The sequence below is a fragment of the Pseudomonas sp. N2-3-1-14 genome (assembly GCF_041228395.1).
In the GTDB taxonomy this organism is placed as follows: Bacteria; Pseudomonadota; Gammaproteobacteria; order Pseudomonadales; family Pseudomonadaceae; genus Aquipseudomonas.
Genome location: NZ_CP166199.1, coordinates 4,812,498 through 4,834,868, shown reverse-complemented (window position 1 = coordinate 4,834,868; position 22,371 = coordinate 4,812,498). Strand labels below are relative to the sequence as shown.

Below are 22,371 nucleotides of genomic sequence, written 5' to 3'. Positions count from 1 at the left end.
GAGGCGAGATGACAGACGAAGCCAAACCCCCGCGCTCAGCAGCAGCCAGGCAGCGGGATTACAAAGAACGCCAGCGGGCGGCCGGCTACAAGCTCGCGGCCCTGTGGATTCACACAGAGACGGAGAAGGAGGGTAAGCAGGCGGCGCGCGATGGGAAGCCACTCAAGCCGATGGAGTCGAAAGACCCCCTGAGCTGGGCAGCAGGCTGGATCAGCGAGAAGGGCAAGCAGTAATCGGCTGAAACCTTAGCCGATCGAATCGATGGTCCAGATTTGGGCCATCTCAGAAGAGGTGCCAAGCCGCTGCGCGAACAGCGGCCTGGCGATCACACGACGAAACTTGAAGGTAGACGTCATGCAACTTTACCAAAATATCAGTAACGCCCTGAAAGGCCAAGATAAGTCCGAATGTGAAGGGGAGGGGGCGGTAGGCACTGAGGTGTACGGCTCTAGCGCCGTAGACTTGCCTTTCTTCACCGAGAACCAACGAACCTTGGTGATGGAGCTAATCCTGGCAGAGCGCCGTCACGCTACCCGGTGGTGGACACACCTAAGCGAGTTGCGGCGGCGTAAGGAGCTCCCTGAGTGGGTTGCGGCGGACATTGGCACTCACGATGAGCATGACCGTCTGCTTGATAGTAGGAAGGCCGTCAATCAGGCTCTGTTCGGCTCGGATGACCTGGGCGGCGATCAGCAATACCGCGCGGTGGTGTTGGAGTAGGGCAGACAAACTACGAAACCTTCGCAGCATCAAGGGCACTACCCCGAAACAGGGTGGTGCCCTTTTTTCATTTGCCGGCGGCGGGGGCCTTTTCGGCAAGGTAGATCATGTGGAGCTGTATGCCTCCAACCATTCATTAACACTCTGGTCCTGTGGTGGCTTAGGTGTGTGTATGGGGGAGTAAGGAAAGGTCTTGTAACCGCCCTCCCTTATTACCTTGTTTCCGTAGTTTGAAGCACACGTAGTTGGAAACGGCTGTAACCCTTGTGGTTCGTGGTCTGTAGGCATTTCCTTGTCCGGTACTTTTGTCCGGGAGTTGTCCGGCGCTTGTCCGGAAATTGTCCGGATGTTGTCCGGCAAAATGGCTGCTCTGAATTGCTCTGCGGTCAGACTGACAGGCACCAGACTGCCGACTTTGAAGCGGTCATCAGTCACTGTTTCAGTCACCAGGACGCTACGTAGCTTCCCCATGTAATCGTGCATAGCCGCCAGCCGCCGAGGAAAAGGCAGGCCGGTCCCCATCCAGAACTTGTAGAAGTGGCTGCGCTTGCCGATGCGGAATTGTCCTTTTGGTAGCAGAGCGCCAGCCTTAGCCGTAGCGGTGTTCCGCTGACGCGTCAGATCGGCGTTGAACACTGCGTAGACAGATTGTCCGGACAGCATCGAGACAAACTGAAGCGTGATACCAGCGCTCCGGGTTTTGCCGTAGTGCCCAGTTGAATAGCCTACGTACTCGAATGCATCCAGGCCCACTGCCATAAGCACGTCACGACAAAGCCGAGCCGAGTTGGTATTGATCCAGTCAGGCGGCACGGGCTTGCCGCTCGCCGGTTGAATGACGAGCCGCCCAAGCTCAATGCTAACCGTGTCGCCACGGCTAAGTAGTTTTGTGGCTAGGCATTCCACTGAATCGACCTCAGCGTAACTCGGCTGGATAACCAGCGGGACGAAGCCCACAAGCAGCTCACAGGAAGACGCGAGAGGTCGCCGCAAAACTGCGGAGACCTCTGCGAACTCTGGATTACGACGCTTCGCGCATCAGGATGTACTTGGCCACGCGGTGAGGTGGTCGGCCTGGCTCGGTGGACTGGTGCGTCCAATAGGTGCGGATCTCGTGACCCTTTTTCCTGAGGCGGCGGATGGTGTTGGGGGGCTGGACGATATCCAGGTTCTTGGCGGCTTCGATGGTCGATACAGGCCCGTTACGCAGAGCCTCGATCATTTTGCGGTCTTGCTCAGTTGAAGAATGGCGTGTCATAGTTTGCCCTTCACTTTGGTGCTATCCAGTGTGTTTTCGCTAAGGCGGTGTTCGAGCACCGCCTTGGCAATCTCTCGCGCAATCTTGCGCAATCCCAACTCCTTATTCTTTTCGTACTTCACCGTGCGCAGCCCTTTGCTGCGCGCTCGATAAAAGCCTTCAGCTCGGATGCCAGTGCCAGGCGTCGACGGCCGATTTTGAAAGTCTTGATTTCACCTTGAGCGATCAGCTCGTAGGTGGCCGAGCGCGAGATCCCCAGAATGCGGGCAGATTCTTCGACGCTCACCGACAGCGGCGCCATTTGTTGCTGTGCTTGTTCCATGGTTGTCTCCCAAAAGACGAAGCCAGAGAGGGCGTCGTGTGTTGCTAGATTACAACGCACAAAACTAACATTGAAAGCAATTGCTAAACGAGCTCGTACTCGCACGTATTGACAGGGGTTTGCGTGTAACGCAAGCTGTGAATATCAGGTCAGTTCGGCTGACCTCATCAGAGCAGATGGAAGGTTATGGCTACTAAGACGAGCAAACGCACGGGCGAAACGAGCACTACTGTGAGCGTTGGGATTCGCATTGACCCAAAAATCAAGTTCGCGCTCGATATTATGGGGCGCCTGCAGAAGCGCTCTCTGACCGCGGTGATTGAGTGGGCAATATCACAAGCCATCACGAACCAGCAGCTCGACTCCGATGGCGGAACCCTGTCGTCTGCAATAGATAAGGTATGGTCCACAGATGAGTCTGTAAGGCTTGTGAAGCTGGCGTATCACATGCCAGAGGCATTGACTTATGACGAGCTTAGAATCTGGGAGACGATCAAGGCTACCGGCTATTTTTGGCATAAGAGTAAAACCGGTGGTCACAACCCAGAGACCGGGGAGCTGTCAGTGTTTTTAGTTACGGACAACTGGGAAACCATTCTGCAGCACGTTGAGCGTCACAAAGGCAGCTCTACCATCGTTCCGCTAAGCGACGCTGATCTCATACCCTTTTAGATCAGTTCTACCGCCGCAGCCTTAGTGCCGGGGGCCAGGTGCGCGTAGCGCACGTCATTTTGATATCGGCGTGCCCCAGCAGATCTCGCACCGTGTTGAGCGGTACGCCGGCCATTACCAGGCGTGACGCAAAGTCGTGACGCATATCGTGCCAGCGGAACTCGCCGATCTGCGCCCGTTCAAGCAACTTGAGCCAGGCGCTTTTGACGTCCTCAAAGCGACCGCCGCCCTGACCTGGGAATACATACGGCGACTTGCTCACCTGCTTCTTCCAGGCTTCCAGTACACCAAAAGTTTCCTTGTTCATCGGGATGTGGCGCGTATCGCTTGTCTTGGTGGTGGCCCCGGTGACTGTGATTGTCTTCGTGTCGAAGTTCACCGCTGACCATTTCAAGTCGAATAGCTCTCCGCGCCTCATGCCGGTATTCAACGATACCAACACCATTGGCTTCAGGTGATCGGTGAAGGGCAGTTGCAGGAGGCTTGGCAGTGGCTCTCTGTGGCGGTCCGTCCGCCAGGGGTTTGCACTCTCACGCTCGGCCCTCATTTCATCCTGTCGAGCGTCCAGGGCATCGCGTAGACGCTTGGTCTCGTCAGTAGCCAGGTAGCGAATCACCCCCTTTGAATCGACTTTGAGCTGTTTCAGCTTGGCCAGCGGGTGTGTATCGATGTACTCCCACTCAACGGCACGACTGAAAACACCGCTGATCGAGCCCATTTTTCGATTCACCGTCGAGGCCTTGTTGCCGGCCTGCATCCATCCGGTGCGGATCTGCTCCAGGTCTCGTCCGGTGATCGCGCCCAGGCGCTGGGCCATGATTGGGTCGAAGTTATTACTGAGGGTGTGCTGCGTCTTCTCGTGGCCTTTGTGATGAGCCTTGAACCACGGCATATATGTGTCTTCAATGAAGTCGCGCAAGGAGGGCAGGGTGGCGGCCCTTCGGCCTTGAGTGACCGCCAGAGGCTCTCCATGTGATCGGGCTTCTGCGAGGTACTGAGTGGCCTCAGTGCGCGCTTGATCAAGTGTGAGAATGCCGACACGACCTAAAGTTTTCTTCCGGCCACGGGCCCAGGAGACGACGTAAGACTTTGCACCTGCGGCAGTAACACGCACGAATAGACCGCCGACGGTGGTATCGTGAACTTCGTATTCGTTGCCAGTGACCTGCAGTGATCCCAGCAGTTTGGCTGTTAGCTTTCAATTTGTTCCCATGGGTGCATGGTGGGTGCAAAAAGAACTATACGGGGTCGTTTTTACGGACACAACCGGACGCTAAGGCCAATAAATGCTGGGCTTGATCAGTGAGGGTTGGACCTGAGATGACCCTCCTAAGGGGAAGGTTGGCCGTTCGAACCGGCCCTGGGACACCAGATTCAGCACCTGTGAAAAAGCCCCGTCCAGAGCGCTCTGGCGGGGCTTTTTTGTGCGCGCTTGGTGAACACCGGTCGAACCTTGCAGCCGTTGAGGGTTCACAGCAGGTGCGCGGTGTATTTATCGCAAACTGTGTACCTTGCATATGGCCAGGCAGCGTCTGAGCCATATGCAAAATATTCCCCGGATACAGCCGATATCGCCTGTCCGGACCCGGCAACCCCGGACTATCATGCCGATAGCCCTGACTCTCACTGCAAGGAGCCGCTCGGAACGCCGATGCGCCAGATCTGGAAATCTTTTCGAGCCCTTTATTTCGCCTCCTTGATGATGTTGATCGGGTCCGGCCTGCTCAGCACCTACCTTGCCTTGCGCCTGGCAGCCGACCACGTCGACAGCCTGTGGGTGGGTGCGCTGATGGCGGCTAACTACTTTGGCCTGGTGTTGGGCGGCAAGATCGGGCACCGCCTGATCGCCCGTGTCGGGCATATTCGCGCCTATGCCACGTGTGCCGGGATTGTCGGGGCAGCCGTTTTGGGCCATGGCCTGATCAACTGGCTGCCCGCCTGGATCGTACTGCGGATGATCGTGGGCCTGGGGATGATGTGCCAGTACATGGTCATCGAGAGCTGGCTCAATGAGCAGGCGGACGCCAAGCAGCGTGGCGTGGTATTCAGCGGTTATATGATTGCCTCCTACCTCGGGCTGGTGCTGGGTCAACTGATCCTGGTGATGCATCCGGAGCTCGGCCTCGAGCTGCTGATGTTGGTCGCGCTGTGCTTCGCCCTTTGCCTGGTGCCGGTCGCCATGACCCGGCGCATTCACCCGGCGCCTTTGCATCCTGCGCCGATGGAGCCGCGCTTCTTTATAAAGCGCGTGCCTCAGTCGCTTAGTACTGTGCTGGGCGCAGGGCTGATCGTAGGTTCGTTCTATGGTCTGGCACCGCTCTATGCTTCGCAGCAAGGCCTGACCACCGAGCAAGTGGGTCTGTTCATGGGTAGCTGCATTTTCGCCGGGCTAGTGGTGCAGTGGCCTTTGGGCTGGCTCTCAGACCGCTATGATCGCGCCTTGCTGATTCGGTGTTTTGCCTTATGCCTGGCGGTGGCAGCGTTGCCATTGGCGCTGCTGACCAAGGTGCCTCTGGAAGTGCTGTTCGTGGCCGGGTTCTTGTGTTCCCTGGTGCAGTTCTGCCTGTATCCGTTGGCAGTGGCGTTTTCCAATGACCACGTCGAGGGCGATCGGCGGGTATCGTTGACCGCGATGTTGCTGGTCACCTACGGCATCGGCGCCAGTGTCGGGCCGCTGCTGGCGGGCGTGGTCATGAAGCTCTTCGGCAGCCATATGCTGTATGCGTTTTTCAGCCTGTGTGCGTTGATTCTGGTGTGGCGTATCCGGCCGAAGGCGGTGACCAACCTGCACCAAGTGGACGATGCGCCGCTGCACCACGTGGCAATGCCTGACAGCATGTCCAGCTCGCCGCTGGTGGCATGTCTGGACCCTCGGGTGGACGAGGCGGTGGTGCAGGAGCAGATGCAGACTACCGTGCCGGATCCTGAGCCTGACACTGATCCACAGCCGCCGGCAGACGAGCCAGCCTTCGAAGGGCCGCCGGAACCTCTGGGGCCGGAGGAGCATCCTCACGACTTGAGCAGGGCGCGCCCCTGAATGCAAAAACGGGCAGATCCCATCAGGGTCTGCCCGTTTTTTTGTCGCGATCCTTAACGCTTAAAGATCGTCGTCTTTGTCAAAGCGTCGCGCCTCGCGCTGCAGCTGATATACAAACCGCTCCACCTGGCGCTGCACCAGCCCGCTCATGTTGTGAAAGCGCACGCCGGCGAAGGTGGTGTTGATCTTGTCTTCGAAGTGCAAGTAACGCAGCTCGACAGAGGTGGTCATGCTGCCAAAGGGCAGGGCGGCAATAAAGCGGTCATAGACCTGGCCCAGTTGCAGGCGCTCGGAAATGTCGCCTTCAAAGCGCAATTTGCAGCCGGTGGCGGAGATGTCCAGAAGCTTGCCGCTGATCGGTGCCTTGAGCTTCTCGCCGCCCAGTTCGATGCTGACCAGTTGCGCCAGCTTCAACGCCGCGCGAAAGGCATTGCGGCGTTGGTGGTAAACCACCTCGTCGGGCATGCTGCCGGTGTAGATGCGGTGGCCGTCTTTTTCACTGATGGTCAGTGTGCCGTTGCTTTCCCAGGCGACGCGTACGCCATCGTGGAAACCTTCGATACGAAAGGGTTCGCCATTCTCGAGGTAGCGTTCACCGTCACGCGGAATCATTTCGTCCAGGATCAGCGCCTTGCTGTCCCGGTCAACGTCTACCAGGTAGCTTTGAAAGCGCTGGCTGCGTTCATGGAAAGTGATGATCAGTGGATCATGGCTTTCTTGCAGCATCCGTAATGTGCTGGCGATTTCCAGAGGCGTGGTGAGCACCTTGGGTGGCTGCGGAGCATCTTCCGCATTAAGGGCGTTGAACACGGTTCTTCCATCTCCAGACAAAATACGACTACACGCAAGAACCGGCATTTTGCCAGCATGTTGCGCGCCTTGGATAGGGCGCGCTGTAAACCACTGTCAGGCTTGGCTGCGGGTGCTTGGCTTGACCAGACGCGAGGTGGAACCCTGGGCGTTATACAGCGCCGGGGGTTCTCCGCCGTGAAGGATGCGCAACTGGTTGGCCGTCGTCGCTTGCTGCAGCTGGATCGACTGACCGTTGAGCAGGTTGGCTTCCTGGCACTGGGCAAGTAATTGATTAAGTGCGGTGCTCTGCGCCAGCAACTGATCGCCAACCGAAGAGTGGCTGGCCAATTGTGCGAGGCCGTCGTGATCAGCCGGGAGGCCCAGGCTGAGAAGAATTTCGCTGCGCTTTTTGCCGTGCTGTTCAAGCAGCACAATCAGCGACTGCTTGCGCGCCAGAATTTCTTCCAGCAAGCGCATGTCCCGGCCGTACAGGGCCAGGGACTCTTCCTTTAGCAGCTCGAGCAAATGTTGCGTCGGCGCCAGATCATCAATGATCAGTTGAAGCAAATGTTCGTCGTGGTGCATGGCTGGCCTTGGGTTTTAAGCGTCCAAAAGCCCTGCGCAGGCCTTTGCCTAGCGCTCGGCTTCGAAGTTAAGCAGCTTGCTGGCTACACGGCTGCTGTCGACTTTATAGCTGCCATCGGCAACGGCCTGTTTCAACTCGGCCACACGGGCTTTATTGACAACCGGCTGGTCGCGCAGCGAGTCAGTGACCTTTTGCAACTGTTGAGCCTCATTGCTCAGGTGAACCGATTCCCGCTTTGGCTGGCGCTGGCCTGTTCGGTCTTGGCGGGCGCTGGCTGGGCCTTGGCTTCTACGCTGTCCTTGGCACCGCTGGTGCGCGTATTGCCGGGCAATGCCGGGGTGTTATTCAAACGACTGAAATCGATGACCATGATAAAAAAACCTCTGGGTATTTGGACGCTTGCCATGTTTTCGGCCATACCCGGACAAACTTTAGGCTCGATTGACAATAAACCTGTACAGGTCGACATCCAGAGCACAGTGTAGGAAAAGCTGGCGCTTGATACCAGTGATCTATAAAGCGACCTCGACTTGGCCTGGCGCCATCACCTGTGCCTTGATCACGCGATTGGAATTGAGGTTCTTGACCCGGATCTGTTCGCTCATGCCGCCATTGGACAGCGCCTCGCCGGGCATCTTTACCGTCAGCCCGCCGCTGCTGGCGGAAATCACCACTTGGTCGCCCTTGCGAATCACTTCAGCCTGCTCCAGATGCACCAGCGTAATCACCTGGTCGGCAACCATTGGTCGGGTAAGTTTTTGCCCGACGGCCTGGTCTACGGAGGTGAGATAACCCTGGCTGATCGAGCTGATATCCCGTTCACGCAGCGCAACGTCTTCAAACCCGATGATGCCCGTCCGTTTGAGCGGGCGTGTGACAACCACTACATCACGAAACAGTTTGACCTGCGCCGGGACGAACACAGTCCAGGGCGAGGCGCCGTCGCAGCGTACTTTGACCGTCACGCGGCCGATGGGCTGGGCGGGGCTTTCCAGGGTGGCTGTCAATTCCTTGTCGCACATGGGCATGCGCAGGCGCGGGTCCAATTGGTTCACCTGAATTTCATAACGTCCCGGCGTCTGCGTGGTCGCCAGATAATCTTCTACAGTGAATTCAAGAAAGCCTTGAGTGACGCCGATAAGGAGATCAGGCAGGGTGACATTATCTGCACGGGCCATGGTGCCCGTGCCCAAGGCAAGCAACGCCAGCCAGACGCAGACAACTCTGCGGTAGCGTGGGATGCGTCGGGAAACTGTCGTTTTAAGGTTCATAAATCAATAAATAGCAAAGCTCGTGCCGTTTAGTGTTGGGTACGCGTCGTACCCCTAAGGTTTTTGCGTAGGAGTCTGGGCATGGCAGGAGTAATGGATTCAGTAAACCAGCGCACACAGCTGGTAGGGCAGAATCGCCTGGAGTTGTTGCTTTTTCGCCTGGACGGCAAGCAGCTGTACGGCATCAACGTGTTTAAAGTGCGGGAAGTGCTGCAGTGTCCCAAACTGACGATCATGCCCAAGTCCAGTCCGGTGGTGTGTGGCGTGGCCAACATTCGTGGTGCGACCATTCCCATTCTTGACCTGGCCTTGGCCACCGGCTCTGCGGGGCTGCAGGACCGTCAGAATCCGTTCGTGATCATTACCGAATACAACACCAAGACCCAGGGTTTTCTGGTGCGCTCGGTAGAACGCATCGTCAACATGAACTGGGAGGAAATCCACCCGCCGCCCAAGGGCACGGGGCGCGATCACTACCTGACGGCGGTGACGCGGGTCGATAACCAGTTGGTGGAAATCATCGACGTGGAGAAGATCCTCGCGGAAGTTGCACCGACCTCCGAGTCGATTTCGGTAGGCGTCGTCGACGCCGAAACGGCGCACAAGGCAATCTCGCTGCGCGTGCTGACCGTGGACGACTCCTCGGTCGCGCGCAAGCAAGTGAGCCGTTGCCTGCAGACCGTCGGCGTGGAAGTGGTGGCCCTCAACGACGGTCGCCAGGCCCTGGATTACCTGCGCAAGCTGGTGGACGAAGGCAAGAAGCCGGAAGAAGAATTTTTGATGATGATCTCCGACATCGAGATGCCGGAAATGGATGGCTACACGCTCACGGCCGAAATACGCAACGATCCACGCATGCAAAAATTGCATATCATCCTGCATACTTCGTTGTCGGGCGTATTCAATCAGGCGATGGTCAAGAAGGTCGGTGCCGATGACTTTTTGGCCAAATTCCGCCCTGATGACCTGGCATCCCGGGTAGTCGACCGGATCAAGGCAGCAGATCACGGCTAAGGGGAGTTCCCCTGGCGGTCACACGATTTAAGAGGCGGTATCATTGTCTACGGGTAATTTGGATTTCGAACAGTTCCGGGTCTTCCTGGAAAAAGCCTGTGGCATATTGCTCGGTGAAAACAAGCAGTACCTGGTATCCAGCCGCCTCAACAAACTGATGGAGCAGCAGGGCATCAAGTCGCTGGGCGAGTTGGTCCAGCGCATTCAGGGCCAGCCGCGCAGCGGGCTCAAGGAAATGGTGGTGGATGCCATGACCACCAACGAAACCCTGTGGTTTCGGGATACCTACCCCTTCGAAGTGCTCAAGAACAAAGTGCTGCCGGAGGCCATCAAGGCCAGCCCGGGCCAGCGCTTGCGTATCTGGTCGGCCGCTTGCTCCTCGGGGCAGGAACCGTACTCGATCTCGATGTCCATCGACGAATTCGAGCGCACGAACATGGGCCAGTTGAAGGCCGGGGCGCAGATTGTCGCCACTGACTTGTCCGGCACCATGCTCACCAATTGCAAGACCGGCGAGTACGACAGCCTGGCCTTGGGCCGTGGTTTGTCTCAGGAGCGCCTGCAGCGTTACTTCGACCCCAAAGGGGCGGGGCGCTGGGCAGTCAAGGCACCGATCAAGAGCCGGGTGGAGTTTCGTTCGTTCAACCTGCTCGACAGCTACGCCAGCCTGGGCAAGTTCGACATGGTGTTCTGCCGCAACGTGCTGATCTATTTCTCGGCCGAGGTGAAGAAAGACATCCTGTTGCGCATCCACGGCACGCTCAAGCGTGGTGGGTATCTGTTCCTTGGTGCGTCCGAGGCGCTGAACGGGTTGCCGGATCATTACCAGATGGTGCAGTGCAGTCCCGGTATCATTTACCAGGCCAAGTGATCGGCACATGAGCATTAAAAAACGGGAGGCCCCCAAAGGCCTCCCGTTTTTTATGCGCGCGATTCGGCAGGGTTCAAGCCCAGGCGACGCATATTCAGTGTTCAGGCCGTTGCAGTGAAGGGCTGCCTGCTGAACCTGTCGTCCAAGCAGCCGTGTCACTGCCGGCAATCTGCATAAAAGCGGCAACCGGTATTGCCGCTTTACTGGCGCCACGCGGAAGGCCGTTGCCGCTTTTCTGGCATTACCACCGGCAAACTTCCCGCAAACCCTTGAATTACGGGCCCCGATGGAATTGGCATGCGCCTTGCTATAACCCTGTTACGAAAAGCAGGTCAGCCTAAAGGTTTCCGCCATGAGCATCAGCTTCGATAAAGCGCTCGGTATCCACGAACAAGCCCTGGGCTTCCGCGCCCAGCGTGCCGAAGTCCTGGCCAACAACATTGCCAACGCCGACACCCCGAACTACAAGGCTCGGGACCTGGACTTCTCTGCCGTGCTCGCTGCACAGCAGGACAAGACCAAGAACGGCACCTTCGCCTTGAACATGACCAACAGCCGTCATATTGAAGCGCAAGGCTTGAGCAATGGTGACGAGTCGTTGCTGTATCGCACGCCGATGCAGCCATCGATCGACCAGAACACCGTCGACGCCCAGCTGGAGCAATCGGCCTACGCCGAAAACTCGGTGAACTTCCAGGCCAGCTTCACCCTGCTCAACAGCAAATTCAAAGGGCTGATGTCAGCCCTGCGTGGAGAGTAAGCCATGTCCTTAGCCAGTGTTTTCAATATTGCCGGCAGTGGCATGAGCGCGCAGACCACGCGCCTGAACACCGTCGCCAGTAACATCGCCAACGCCGAGACCGTGTCTTCGAGCATTGACCAGACCTACCGTGCCCGTCACCCGGTGTTCGCCACCATGTTTCAGGACGGCCAAAGTGGCCAGAGCGGTAGCGGCGACTCGCTGTTCCAGAACCAGGACGCCGCAGGCCAGGGCGTGCAGGTGCTTGGCGTGGTCGAAGACCAGAGCAATCTGGAAGCCCGCTACGAACCCAACCATCCCGCCGCGAACGAAAAGGGTTACGTGTACTACCCCAACGTCAACGTGGTCGAGGAAATGGCCGACATGATTTCCGCCAGCCGCTCGTTCCAAACCAACGCGGAAATGATGAACACCGCCAAAACCATGATGCAGAAGGTCCTGACCCTGGGTCAGTGATAAGGGGCGCCAAATAATGGCCATTGTTGATAGCACTTCTACGACAACCAACACGCCGGTTCAGGACCTTTTCAACTCCAAGGTCAAGACCTCGACGGACAACAGCGGCCTCGCTTCGGTGGCCACGGCGGCCACCGGTAACCAGGCGCTGGGTAAAGATGCATTCCTGCAGCTGCTGGTAACCCAGCTGAAAAACCAGGACCCGCTGTCGCCACAGGACAACGGCGCCTTCGTGGCCCAGCTGGCTCAGTTCAGTAGCCTGGAAGGCATCAACACCCTGAACGACTCGGTGAATGCGATCTCCAGCAGCTTCAGCTCCTCGCAAGCGCTGCAGGCGTCGTCGATGGTCGGGCGTTCGATCATCACCCAGACCGACAAGGCCATGGTTGATACCAGCAAGAGCATGACCGGCTCGGTGGCGGTGACCGCGGCGACGGGCAACGTCTCCGTGAAGATCACCGACAAGGACGGCAACGTGGTCCGCACCCTCGACATGGGCGCCCAAAGCGCCGGTGATTCCAGCTTTATCTGGGATGGCAAGGACGATAACGGCGAGGTCGCACCCGCCGGGACTTATACCTTCGCGGCCAGCACCAAAAATGATACGGGCGACTCGGTTGCCTTGTTGACCTCGCTGCCGGCAACAGTGACCAGCGTGACGTTGAGCCAGACCGGCGGCGAAATGCTGCTCAACCTTGCCGGCGGCATGGGCAGCGTCAAGCTGTCGCAAATTCAGACTATCGGTACATAGAGCCGGCTAAATACGGCAGAAGGAGAGAAACATGTCTTTTAACATCGGCCTTAGCGGCCTCTATGCGGCCAACAAACAACTGGACGTGACCGGCAACAACATCGCCAACGTCGCGACCACGGGCTTCAAGTCGTCCCGTGCCGAGTTCTCGGACATCTACGCCGCGTCCAAGCTGGGCACCGGCCAGAACAGTGTTGGCAGTGGTGTGAACCTGGCGGCCGTTTCCCAGCAGTTCACCCAGGGTGACGTCAACAACACCGGTGGTCTGCTGGACATGGCGATCCAGGGCGGCGGCTTCTTCGTTCAGAAGGGCAGTGACGGCTCGCTGGAATACACCCGCAGCGGTGCCTTCCGTTCGGATAAGGATGGCTACATCACCAACAACACCGGCACCTCGCGCCTGCAAGGCTACGCGGCGGACGCCGACGGCAACATCATCAAGGGCGCGCTGACCGACCTGCAACTGAACCTGTCGAACCTGCCACCCAAGGCGTCCACCAAAGTCGATTCCACCAGTAACCTGAACTCGTCTTCGCCGGTGATCGATCAGACGACCAAGCCGTTTGATCCAACAGACTCCACCACCTTCAGCACCCAATACAACACCACCTTGTATGACACCCAGGGCAACGCCCACCCAATGGTGCAATACCTGGTGAAAACAGATTCCAACACCTGGAAATCCTACACCCTGATCGATGGCCGTAACCCTGACGGTTCGGCGCCTACCGGCACAGGCTCGACGCCGCCGGTCGCCTCGACGTTGAGCTTCGACGGTTCCGGCAAGCTCACCGGGATTGTCACGGGCACCACTTCCAGCACCACCTTGCAGCTGACCGGCTGGGTGCCAGGCACAGTGACCGACGGCGTGTGGACCCAAAACGGTGCGAACGCCAACCCTGGTGGGATTGCTATCAACATGAGCAACATCACCCAGTACAACTCGGCCACCTACCGTAACCCACCGGTCACCGATGGCTACGCCACCGGCCAGATCACCGGCCTGAACATTGACGGTAACGGCGTGTTGTTCGCCACCTTCAGCAACCAGCAGAGCAAGTCCATCGGCCAGCTTTCCCTGGCCAGCTTCAACAACGAACAAGGCCTGCAGCCGGCGGGCGGCACCACTTGGAAAGAAACCTATGCATCGGGCCAGCCGGGTTACGACACCCCGCAAGCCGGTACCCTGGGTTCGATCGTGTCCAAATCTTTGGAGAACTCCAACGTCAACCTGACCAACGAGCTGGTGGACCTGATCAAGGCCCAGAGCAACTATCAGGCGAACGCCAAGACCATCTCCACTCAGAGCACCATCATGCAGACCATCATCCAGATGACCTGATGCTGTTGGCCTGACGCGCACGCGCAACAAAAGCCCCTCGATCGAGGGGCTTTTTTTTGCCTGCCATTTGGCATCGGGGAGTATTCCCACCTCTCGCCTGATTACAGCCGACAGGCCCGTGTTGGAACCGGCCACACGGTTCTTCCCACTCATCAAGCCTCAACGTGTTCGATCACAAGGTGGCTCGGTATGGGAAGTTCGTCGATGTCCGGCCAAGGGGCTGGAGGTGTGCGTTATGGCGTTGGGTGGGCAGGGCAGTTCCTGAATGGCGTCAGCCGATCAGAGGGCAGCCGGGATGTGTTCGATGCCGATAAAGAGGCGGTCACGCAGCTTCTCAGGCAGTTGGATGACGCCGAGAAAACCTCCAAAAACCAGACGGTCCAGGACCTGCGCGACAAGCTCAATGACAAGCGAAACGCGCTGGGAGAGGAAAAATTCAAAGCGATCCTTGAGCAGCTGAAGCGCGATGCTGTCACGGATTTTCTTGCGCTGTTGAAGAGGCTGTTTCCGGAGCTGTTTGCAGATGACGCGACTCCGTCTCCAACACCGCGTCCCACACCGTCGCCAGATCGCGGTGGCGGTGGGGGTGATGGCCGCCGGGTTAATCCAAGCGATTTTGGCGGCAGTGAGCCCATGAGTAATCTGCCGATTACCGAGGGCTCCAAGCATTTCAACTACACGCCGGACGCAAGTAACCCGGGCAAGAAGCCGGACAATATCTGGAGTGGATTCAGCCAGGGGCCTGATGGTAATTGCGTCACGGTTGCCGCGATAAAGGGGGCGATGATGAAGTTTGGGCAGAAGCCCACTGATGTTTTCGCTGAGGTGCATGAGACCGCTGGTGGCTATCACGTCAAGATGCGCGATGGGTTCGAACTGGATTTATCCAAGGCTGAACTGAGGTACGCCGCCAGTTACGCGCAGTTCAAGGGGGATAACCCCTCGATGATGACCGACGCCAACTTCATGTACGCGGTGAGTGCCAAGCGTGCACAGATGGAAGGGAATGGTTTTGATGACAATCCCGAGGCTTCAAAACAGAGTTTTGCGCATGCGATGCAAAGCTTGAACAACGGTGAGATGGGGCAAGAGGCGCTGGACCGGCTTGGGTTGAAGGGCCTCTACAAAGCCTCTTCGAGTTTGGAGCTGGCAAGCGGCACACTGGGCGTTGTCGACTATGGCGGCCATTCAATGGCGGTGATTGGCGGTCGCGTGGAGTTGTGGGGAGGGCGGGGCGGCGCTCCCCAGGAAGGCAACGCCTACGAATTCGTTTAGCGTAAAAACAAAAAAACCGATAAACCCACTGCAGCAGGGTCTATCGGTTTTTTTCAACCCCGGGCAATCAAGCCCGGGATCAGCTCAGCTTATTGGCAAGCTTCGCAATCCGGCTCATCAATCGCGCAGGCCTTTGGCACTGGCGCTGGACCGGCTGGTGCTGCGAGAACCGAATCATCACCGTGGTTGCCGCCGCTGGAAACAGCGTTCAGCTTGCCGGTGTTGATGGTCGACTTCTCGGTGCTGGTCGCGGCCAGGGCACGGAGGTAGTAAGTGGTTTTCAGGCCACGGTACCAGGCCATGCGGTAGGTCACGTCGAGCTTCTTGCCCGATGCGCCAGCGATGTACAGGTTCAGCGATTGGGCCTGGTCGATCCACTTCTGACGGCGGCTGGCGGCGTCAACGATCCACTTGGTGTCCACTTCGAACGCAGTTGCGTAGAGCTCTTTGAGTTCTTGCGGGATGCGCTCGATCTGCTGCACCGAACCGTCGTAGTACTTCAGGTCGTTGATCATGACCGAATCCCACAGGCCACGAGCTTTCAGGTCGCGAACCAGGTACGGGTTGATCACGGTGAATTCGCCCGACAGGTTCGATTTCACATACAGGTTCTGGTAGGTCGGTTCGATCGACTGCGATACGCCAGTGATGTTGGCGATGGTGGCGGTCGGTGCGATGGCCATGATGTTGGAGTTACGAATGCCTTTCTGCACACGGGCACGTACCGGGGCCCAGTCCAGGGACTCTTCCAGGTCAACGTCGATGTACTTCTGGCCACGCTGCTCGATCAGGATCTGTTGCGAATCCAGCGGCAGGATGCCTTTGGACCACAGCGAACCCTGGAACGTCTCGTAGGCACCGCGCTCGTCGGCCAGGTCGCAGGAAGCCTGGATGGCGTAGTAGCTGACCGCTTCCATCGACTTGTCGGCGAACTCGACTGCAGCGTCCGAACCGTAAGGAATGTGCTGCAGGTACAGTGCGTCCTGGAAGCCCATGATGCCCAGGCCGACCGGACGGTGCTTGAAGTTGGAGTTCTGCGCCTGTGGTACCGAGTAGTAGTTGATGTCGATAACGTTATCGAGCATGCGAACGGCGGTGTTCACGGTGCGTTCCAGCTTGGCGGTGTCCAGCTTGCCGTTGACGATGTGGTTCGGCAGGTTGATCGAGCCCAGGTTGCAAACGGCGATCTCGTCCTTGTTGGTGTTCAAGGTGATCTCGGTGCACAGGTTCGAGCTGTGGACCACGCCCACGTGCTGCTGCGGGCTGCGCAGGTTGCACGGGTCTTTGAAGGTCAGCCATGGGTGGCCGGTTTCAAACAGCATGGACAGCATTTTGCGCCACAGGTCTTTGGCCTGGATGGTCTTGAACAGCTTGATCTTGCCTGGGTACTGGGACAGGGCTTCGTAGTACTCGTAACGCTCTTCGAAGGCCTTGCCGGTCAGGTCGTGCAGGTCTGGTACTTCCGATGGCGAGAACAGGGTCCACGGGCCGTCATCGAAGACACGCTTCATGAACAGGTCAGGAATCCAGTTTGCGGTGTTCATGTCGTGGGTACGACGACGGTCATCACCGGTGTTCTTGCGCAGCTCGATGAACTCTTCAATGTCCATGTGCCAGGTTTCCAGGTAGGCACACACAGCGCCTTTGCGCTTGCCACCCTGGTTCACGGCTACAGCGGTGTCGTTCACTACTTTGAGGAACGGTACAACGCCCTGGGACTTGCCGTTGGTGCCCTTGATGTACGAACCCAGTGCACGCACAGGGGTCCAGTCGTTGCCCAGGCCGCCGGCGAATTTGGACAACATGGCGTTGTCGTGGATCGCGTGGTAGATGCCCGACAGGTCATCCGGCACGGTGGTCAGGTAGCAGCTCGACAGCTGTGGACGCAGGGTGCCAGCGTTGAACAGGGTCGGGGTCGATGACATGTAGTCGAAGGACGACAACAGGTTGTAGAACTCGATGGCGCGGTCTTCTTTGTGCTTCTCTTCGATCGCCAGGCCCATGGCCACGCGCATGAAGAACACTTGCGGCAGTTCGAAACGGATACCGTCCTTGTGGATGAAGTAACGGTCGTACAGGGTCTGCAGGCCCAGGTAGGTGAACTGCTGATCGCGCTCGTGGTTGATCGCCTTGCCGAGTTTTTCCAGGTCGAAGGTGGCCAGGATCGGGTTGAGCAATTCGAACTCGATACCCTTGGCGATGTAGGCAGGCAGGGCCTTGGCGTACAGGTCAGCCATCTCGTGGTGGGTGGCGCTGTCGGCGACTTTCAGGAAGCCCAGGCCTTCGGCACGCAGGGTGTCCATCAGCAGGCGCGCGGTCACGAACGAGTAGTTCGGCTCACGTTCAACCAGGGTACGGGCGGTCATCACCAGGGCGGTGTTGACGTCGGTCAGGGCCACGCCGTCGTACAGGTTCTTCAGGGTTTCGCGCTGGATCAGGTCACCGTCGACTTCTTCCAGGCCTTCGCAGGCCTCGGTGATGATGGTGTTCAGGCGGCCCAGGTCCAGCGGCGCAAAGGTGCCGTCAGCCAGGGTGATGCGGATCGACGGGTGAGCTTGCACGGCAGCTTCTTCAGCCGGGGTGCGTACAGCGCGCTCTTTGGCGCGGGAGTCACGGTAGATCACGTAGTCGCGGGCAACTTTCTGCTCGCCGGCACGCATCAGGGCCAGTTCGACCTGGTCCTGGATTTCTTCGATGTGGATGGTGCCGCCCGAGGGCATGCGACGCTTGAAGGTCGCAGTGACTTGTTCGGTCAGGCGGGCAACGGTGTCATGGATGCGCGACGAGGCAGCAGCGGTGCCGCCTTCAACTGCAAGAAACGCTTTGGTGATGGCGACGGTGATTTTGTCATCGGTGTAAGGAACGACAGTGCCGTTACGCTTGATCACTCGCAGTTGGCCAGGTGCAGTGGCGGACAGATCCAGGTTCGAATCAGCGGCCTGCGGCACGGAGCCCTGCGGGTTCTCGCGAGTTGTGTCGGTTTGCATGGGGGGTTGTCTCCACATTCTATATTTATTTGGGCACCATCACGGTGCCCACCGTTCCGTCCTGAAGCACTTACAGCAGGCCTGGGGCCTGGCATAACAACTTCGGGACAGGAGGAAGGGAGCTCATCGCGCCGCTTCCATGCCGAAGTCTTCGGTTCGGGCCATGAGGCGCCCTTCGCCGTATTCCTGGTGGGTGACAGTTGCTCGCTTCAAGCACTGCAACACCCGTACCGCTTTCTGCCCTGGAGGCTGGAAAACGGCTGCCATCCGCGTGCGCGGTTTGGGCTTTTAAAAAATGCGTTGGTTCCAACCAAACGGGAGCAAGAAAGCGCTTGAGTTTCTTGTCTGATCTGTGTTTGGTTTTTCGCTTAAAACCCTACATGTAGGGTTTTTTTAGCGCCGAGGTACAAGATAATGCGTTTTGGGGGGCTTAGCAACGCACTACCTGTGGATAACGCTGTGGGTAAAATGTGTATGAATCGTAGAACGCCCGTGTAGGCCGCAGTACTACTGGATCGCGCCGTTTGTCACCGAATATTCCAAGGTAAAAACAGCCGATTGGAATTTTGAGGGCGCGAACCCTACCACAAAAAAATGCGATCACCGAATGGATTTCCCGGCTTGTGCCAGAGGGCTGGCGCATGGCTACAATCGGCCCTCAATAGAGGCAGCAGTGTGTGCCCCGTAGATGACAATAATTAGAACCGAGGTAGCGCATGGAGCAAGAAGCCTGGCAGATATTGATCGTCGAGGACGACGAGCGATTGGCCGAGTTGACCCGTGATTATTTGCAGAGCAACGGCCTGCGGGTGGCGGTGGAAAGCGACGGCGCCCTGGCGGCGGCACGCATCATTGCCGAACAGCCCGACCTGGTGATCCTCGACCTGATGCTGCCCGGCGAAGATGGCCTGAGCATCTGCCGCAGTGTGCGCGAGCGCTATGACGGTGTGATCCTGATGCTCACTGCACGCACCGATGACATGGACCAGGTGCAGGGCCTGGACATGGGCGCCGATGATTACGTGTGCAAACCCGTGCGCCCGCGCCTGTTGCTGGCGCGTATCCAGGCCCTGCTGCGGCGCAGTGAGCCGGCCTTGCCGATCGCCGTGGAAAACCAGCGTCGCCTGCAATTTGGCCCGTTGGTGGTGGACAACGCTCTGCGCGAAGCCTGGCTGCACGAAGGCGGCATTGAGTTGACCAGTGCCGAATTCGACCTGCTATGGCTGCTGGTGGCGAATGCCGGGCGCATCCTGTCGCGCGAAGAGATCTTTATCGCCCTGCGCGGCATCGGCTACGACGGCCAGGACCGCTCCATTGATGTACGCATCTCACGCATTCGCCCCAAAATCGGCGACGACCCGATCCACCCGCGCCTGATCAAGACGATCCGCAGCAAAGGCTACCTGTTCGTCCCCGAAGCCGCTGCCGATATGCCGCTGTGAACTCAATCTTCCTGCGCATCTACGGCGGCATGTGCGCGGCGCTGATCCTGGTCGCGCTGCTGGGCGTACTGGCCTTGCACCTGCTCAATGAAGTGCGCAGCGGTCAATACCGTGAACGCCTGGCCCACGGCACCTTCGCGTTGATGGGCGACAACCTGCAGCCCATGAGCGCCATCGAACGCCAGCGAGCCCTGGCGGTGTGGGAGCGTTTGCTGGGCATTCCCCTGGAACTGCGCACACTCACCGACGCGCAACTGGACCTGAGCCAACGCAACCGCCTGCAACGCGGCCAGGTGCTGGTCGAGCAGACCGGGCCGCACGCGGCGCGGGTACTGCGCCTGGTCAGCGAGCAGGAACAGCTGGTACTCACCGGCGAAGTGCAACAGATCAGCGAACAATTGGCCCGCGCGACGATTTACCTGCTGGCGGACGAACTGGTGCGCTTTCCGGTCGCCGAGCAGCCGCAAAAACTCGCTGACATAAAAGAAGCCAAGGGCTTTGGTTTTGACATGCACCTGATGACCCTGGATCAAGCGGACATGGACGACGATCAGCGTCGCCGGGTTTCGGAAGGCGACACGGTGATGGCCTTGGGCAAGGGCGGCGATTCGATCCGCGTGTTTGCCGGCATGGTCGGGACGCCATGGGTACTGGAAATCGGCCCGCTGTACCAAATGAACCCTTACCCGCCGCAGTGGCTGATCCTGATCGCCTTGATCAGCCTGACCCTGATCGGCTTGATCGTGTATCTGTTGGTGCGTCAGCTTGAGCGGCGCCTTAAGGGGCTGGAAGCGGCGGCCACACGCATCGCCAAAGGCAATCTGGAGGTCCGCGTGCCGGCACGCGGCGCCGACTCGGTGGGGCGACTGGCGGCGGCCTTTAATGGCATGGCCGAGCACTTGCAGCAGTTACTGGCGATTCAGCGTGAGCTGGTGCGGGCGGTGTCCCACGAATTGCGCACTCCGGTGGCACGCCTGCGCTTTGGCCTGGAGATGATCGGCGACGCCGCCAGCCCCGAGGCGCGGCGCAAATACATGGACGGCATGGACAGCGACATTCAAGACCTGGATGGCCTGGTTGACGAAATGCTCACCTACGCCCGCCTGGAGCAGGGCGCGCCGGAGCTGAATTTTCAGCGGGTTGACCTCAGCGCGTTGCTCGATCAGGTGATCGGCGAATTGTCGCCACTGCGCCCTCAGGTCAACGTGGCCCGTGGTATTTGCCTGTCGTCGGCGCATTGGGACGACGCCTGGGTCGATGCCGAGCCGCGCTACCTGCACCGCGCTGTGCAAAACCTGGTGAGCAATGCGATGCGCCACGCCCAGGGCCAGGTGTTGATCAGCTACCAGGTCGGGCAGGTGCGTTGCCGCATTGATGTGGAAGATGACGGCCCCGGTGTGCCGGAAAGCGCCTGGGAGCGCATCTTTACGCCGTTTCTGCGCTTGGACGACAGCCGCACCCGCGCCTCCGGCGGGCACGGCCTGGGTTTGTCGATTGTGCGGCGGATCATCTATTGGCACGGCGGGCGGGCGTTGATCAGCAAGAGCAACAACCTGGGTGGGGCGTGTTTCAGCCTGAGTTGGCCCAGGGATCAGGAGAAGGCTTGAGATCGCTATCGCAGGCGAGCCAGCGATGGCGTCAGATCAGGCCCTGACGGCCACTAGACTCAACAATTGCTCACCTTCCACCGCAAACTGCGCCTCCAACTCCGTGCCATGGCACCACTCGGCAGACAGGTCGGTCAGCAGCCTTAGTCGCACCTGCCCGGTCTCGGACCACGCCACCACCTCGGCATGTTCGAAGTAAAAGCGCTTCTGCACGATCGGGTAGAGCGCCTTGAACAGGCTTTCCTTGGCCGAAAACGTCAGCGTCACCAACAAGGCGACCTGCTCGCGCGGCACGCTTGCCATGCGCTGCATTTCTTCAGCCGTCAGAATCTCCCCGGCCAGGCGTTCGGCCCGGTCCAGGGCCAGCACATTTTCCAGGTCCATCCCCAGCCCACGCCATTGCGCCTTGTGCCCGACAATCGCCGCCGCATGCCCGGTGCTGTGGGTGATTGAGCCGCTGATGTGTTCAGGCCACACCGGCGCACGGTCTTCGCCGATGGGCGGCACGCAATCAAGGTGATCGAGTTGTTGCAGCGCCGCGCGGGCGCACAGGCGGCCGGCGAGAAACTCCGCCTGGCGCTTGGCCACTGAGCGCTGGATGCTGGCCGGAGGCGGCACCGCGCAGCGCTGGAAATCACCGGCGGCTAATAAGGCCGGATCGAAACGGGTGCTCAGAAACACCGTGCCCGGCAACGGAGCGGGCAGCGGCCAATGGGCATCGAGTGGGGTGCAGCAAGCGGGTAGAGGCGTCATGCGCGGTATTTTGCGTCAGTTGGCGCGCCAGTGGATAGCCCGTCACGGTTCAGGCCCGGTTCAGAGCCCGTTCAGGGGGAGTTCAGGGGCGCCTGCGTAGTCTGGGCTCAACAGCCAAAACGCGTAGAGGTAAGCACCATGACTGCGATCAAAAAGCTGATGTTGGCGTTAACCATGCTCAGTGCCACTGCCGGCGTCCAGGCGTCGGACGGTGCATTTGCGGCCTTTGGTGGCGAGAAAACCAAGAAGTCCAGCAACCTGATCCATCGTGTCAGCTTCGAAGACGCGGGCACCCAGGCCGCGCCGTGGGGCCAGTCCCTGGGCCTGAGCGCCCCGCAACCTGCCTACCGCACCGGTTACGAACACCTGACGGGCCAATACAATGGCATTAAACTGCGCCCGCAAGACTTGCAGGGCCGCTATGATATCCCCCTGTCGGACAGTTGAATTGCCTT

General features: G+C 58.9%; 23 protein-coding genes and 1 pseudogene. 14 read left to right on the top strand and 10 right to left on the bottom strand.

Going from position 1 to position 22,371, the window contains the following annotated elements; translation table 11 throughout:
• Positions 1-8: 8 nt before the first annotated feature.
• Positions 9-233, top strand: coding sequence for a hypothetical protein (locus tag AB5I78_RS22305; RefSeq protein ID WP_369301460.1), 225 nt, complete (start codon positions 9-11; stop codon positions 231-233).
• A gap of 121 nt (positions 234-354) precedes the next feature.
• A complete protein-coding gene (locus AB5I78_RS22300) occupies positions 355-720 on the top strand; it encodes a hypothetical protein (protein WP_369301458.1) in 366 nt (121 codons plus the stop codon).
• Between the two features lie 105 nt (positions 721-825).
• On the opposite strand, the gene AB5I78_RS22295 is transcribed toward AB5I78_RS22300, so the two are convergent.
• The 3 genes from AB5I78_RS22295 to AB5I78_RS22285 all read right to left on the bottom strand — a co-directional run bounded on the left by AB5I78_RS22295 (position 826) and on the right by AB5I78_RS22285 (position 2,300).
• Positions 826-1,677, bottom strand: coding sequence for a hypothetical protein (locus tag AB5I78_RS22295; protein ID WP_369301457.1), 852 nt, complete (start codon positions 1,675-1,677; stop codon positions 826-828).
• 64 nt (positions 1,678-1,741) lie between these two features.
• On the bottom strand, positions 1,742-1,978 hold the full coding sequence (locus tag AB5I78_RS22290; protein WP_258672710.1) for a helix-turn-helix domain-containing protein: 237 nt from the start codon (positions 1,976-1,978) through the stop codon (positions 1,742-1,744).
• Between the two features lie 118 nt (positions 1,979-2,096).
• Positions 2,097-2,300, bottom strand: coding sequence for a helix-turn-helix domain-containing protein (locus AB5I78_RS22285; RefSeq protein WP_369301456.1), 204 nt, complete (start codon positions 2,298-2,300; stop codon positions 2,097-2,099).
• Positions 2,301-2,486: 186 nt separating this feature from the next.
• Between AB5I78_RS22285 and AB5I78_RS22280 the strand changes: the two genes are divergently transcribed.
• On the top strand, positions 2,487-2,972 hold the full coding sequence (locus AB5I78_RS22280) for a hypothetical protein (RefSeq protein WP_369301455.1): 486 nt from the start codon (positions 2,487-2,489) through the stop codon (positions 2,970-2,972).
• On the opposite strand, the pseudogene AB5I78_RS22275 reads toward AB5I78_RS22280, so the two are convergent.
• Positions 2,969-4,155 (bottom strand): annotated as a pseudogene (locus AB5I78_RS22275) (tyrosine-type recombinase/integrase). The gene AB5I78_RS22280 and the pseudogene AB5I78_RS22275 overlap by 4 nt on opposite strands.
• A 468-nt stretch (positions 4,156-4,623) precedes the next feature.
• On the opposite strand from AB5I78_RS22275, the gene AB5I78_RS22270 reads away from it, so the two are divergent.
• A complete protein-coding gene (locus AB5I78_RS22270; RefSeq protein ID WP_242196175.1) occupies positions 4,624-6,009 on the top strand; it encodes an MFS transporter in 1,386 nt (461 codons plus the stop codon).
• Positions 6,010-6,069: 60 nt separating this feature from the next.
• Here the strand turns inward: AB5I78_RS22270 and AB5I78_RS22265 are convergent, their stop codons facing one another.
• The 4 genes from AB5I78_RS22265 to flgA form a co-directional block, all read right to left on the bottom strand.
• On the bottom strand, positions 6,070-6,819 hold the full coding sequence (locus AB5I78_RS22265) for a flagellar brake protein (protein WP_369301454.1): 750 nt from the start codon (positions 6,817-6,819) through the stop codon (positions 6,070-6,072).
• A gap of 96 nt (positions 6,820-6,915) precedes the next feature.
• A complete protein-coding gene (locus AB5I78_RS22260; RefSeq protein ID WP_145159358.1) occupies positions 6,916-7,386 on the bottom strand; it encodes a flagella synthesis protein FlgN in 471 nt (156 codons plus the stop codon).
• 48 nt (positions 7,387-7,434) lie between these two features.
• Positions 7,435-7,719 carry a flagellar biosynthesis anti-sigma factor FlgM gene (gene flgM / locus AB5I78_RS22255; protein WP_370004798.1) on the bottom strand — a complete coding sequence of 95 codons (285 nt, stop codon included), beginning with the start codon at positions 7,717-7,719 and terminating at the stop codon, positions 7,435-7,437.
• A 180-nt stretch (positions 7,720-7,899) separates the two neighbouring features.
• A complete protein-coding gene (flgA, locus tag AB5I78_RS22250) occupies positions 7,900-8,658 on the bottom strand; it encodes a flagellar basal body P-ring formation chaperone FlgA (protein ID WP_145159356.1) in 759 nt (252 codons plus the stop codon).
• An 81-nt stretch (positions 8,659-8,739) separates the two neighbouring features.
• Between flgA and AB5I78_RS22245 the strand changes: the two genes are divergently transcribed.
• From AB5I78_RS22245 to AB5I78_RS22215, 7 genes are all read left to right on the top strand, one after another.
• The gene (locus AB5I78_RS22245; protein ID WP_106576132.1) at positions 8,740-9,672 is read left to right on the top strand and encodes a chemotaxis protein CheV; all 933 of its coding nucleotides are present in this window, start codon (positions 8,740-8,742) and stop codon (positions 9,670-9,672) included.
• 43 nt (positions 9,673-9,715) lie between these two features.
• Complete coding sequence (gene cheR, locus AB5I78_RS22240; protein WP_119741973.1) at positions 9,716-10,543, top strand: protein-glutamate O-methyltransferase CheR; 828 nt, start codon at positions 9,716-9,718, stop codon at positions 10,541-10,543.
• Between the two features lie 352 nt (positions 10,544-10,895).
• Positions 10,896-11,303, top strand: a complete 408-nt coding sequence (flgB, locus tag AB5I78_RS22235; protein WP_010208346.1) for a flagellar basal body rod protein FlgB — start codon at positions 10,896-10,898, stop codon at positions 11,301-11,303.
• Positions 11,304-11,306: 3 nt separating this feature from the next.
• Positions 11,307-11,759 carry a flagellar basal body rod protein FlgC gene (gene flgC / locus AB5I78_RS22230; protein ID WP_106576134.1) on the top strand — a complete coding sequence of 151 codons (453 nt, stop codon included), beginning with the start codon at positions 11,307-11,309 and terminating at the stop codon, positions 11,757-11,759.
• Positions 11,760-11,775: 16 nt separating this feature from the next.
• Positions 11,776-12,510 (top strand): flagellar hook assembly protein FlgD, encoded by a 735-nt coding sequence (flgD, locus tag AB5I78_RS22225; protein ID WP_369301452.1) that lies wholly within the window; start codon positions 11,776-11,778, stop codon positions 12,508-12,510.
• A gap of 31 nt (positions 12,511-12,541) precedes the next feature.
• On the top strand, positions 12,542-13,852 hold the full coding sequence (flgE, locus tag AB5I78_RS22220; RefSeq protein ID WP_145159354.1) for a flagellar hook protein FlgE: 1,311 nt from the start codon (positions 12,542-12,544) through the stop codon (positions 13,850-13,852).
• A 189-nt stretch (positions 13,853-14,041) separates the two neighbouring features.
• On the top strand, positions 14,042-15,127 hold the full coding sequence (locus AB5I78_RS22215; protein WP_369301451.1) for a hypothetical protein: 1,086 nt from the start codon (positions 14,042-14,044) through the stop codon (positions 15,125-15,127).
• A gap of 89 nt (positions 15,128-15,216) precedes the next feature.
• On the opposite strand, the gene AB5I78_RS22210 is transcribed toward AB5I78_RS22215, so the two are convergent.
• Positions 15,217-18,114 carry a ribonucleoside-diphosphate reductase subunit alpha gene (locus AB5I78_RS22210; protein ID WP_145159319.1) on the bottom strand — a complete coding sequence of 966 codons (2,898 nt, stop codon included), beginning with the start codon at positions 18,112-18,114 and terminating at the stop codon, positions 15,217-15,219.
• A gap of 716 nt (positions 18,115-18,830) precedes the next feature.
• On the opposite strand from AB5I78_RS22210, the gene AB5I78_RS22205 reads away from it, so the two are divergent.
• Entirely contained in the window at positions 18,831-19,556 is a 726-nt protein-coding gene (locus AB5I78_RS22205) for a response regulator (protein WP_145159317.1), read from the top strand.
• Positions 19,553-21,163, top strand: coding sequence for an ATP-binding protein (locus AB5I78_RS22200; RefSeq protein WP_242196164.1), 1,611 nt, complete (start codon positions 19,553-19,555; stop codon positions 21,161-21,163). Before AB5I78_RS22205 ends, AB5I78_RS22200 begins: the two co-directional genes overlap by 4 nt.
• 36 nt (positions 21,164-21,199) lie before the next feature.
• Here AB5I78_RS22200 and AB5I78_RS22195 read toward each other — a convergent pair whose 3' ends face one another.
• Positions 21,200-21,916, bottom strand: a complete 717-nt coding sequence (locus AB5I78_RS22195) for a 4'-phosphopantetheinyl transferase (RefSeq protein ID WP_369301449.1) — start codon at positions 21,914-21,916, stop codon at positions 21,200-21,202.
• 138 nt (positions 21,917-22,054) lie between these two features.
• Here AB5I78_RS22195 and AB5I78_RS22190 point away from each other — a divergent pair, with 138 nt between their 5' ends.
• Entirely contained in the window at positions 22,055-22,363 is a 309-nt protein-coding gene (locus tag AB5I78_RS22190; RefSeq protein ID WP_145159311.1) for a hypothetical protein, read from the top strand.
• Positions 22,364-22,371: the final 8 nt, after the last annotated feature.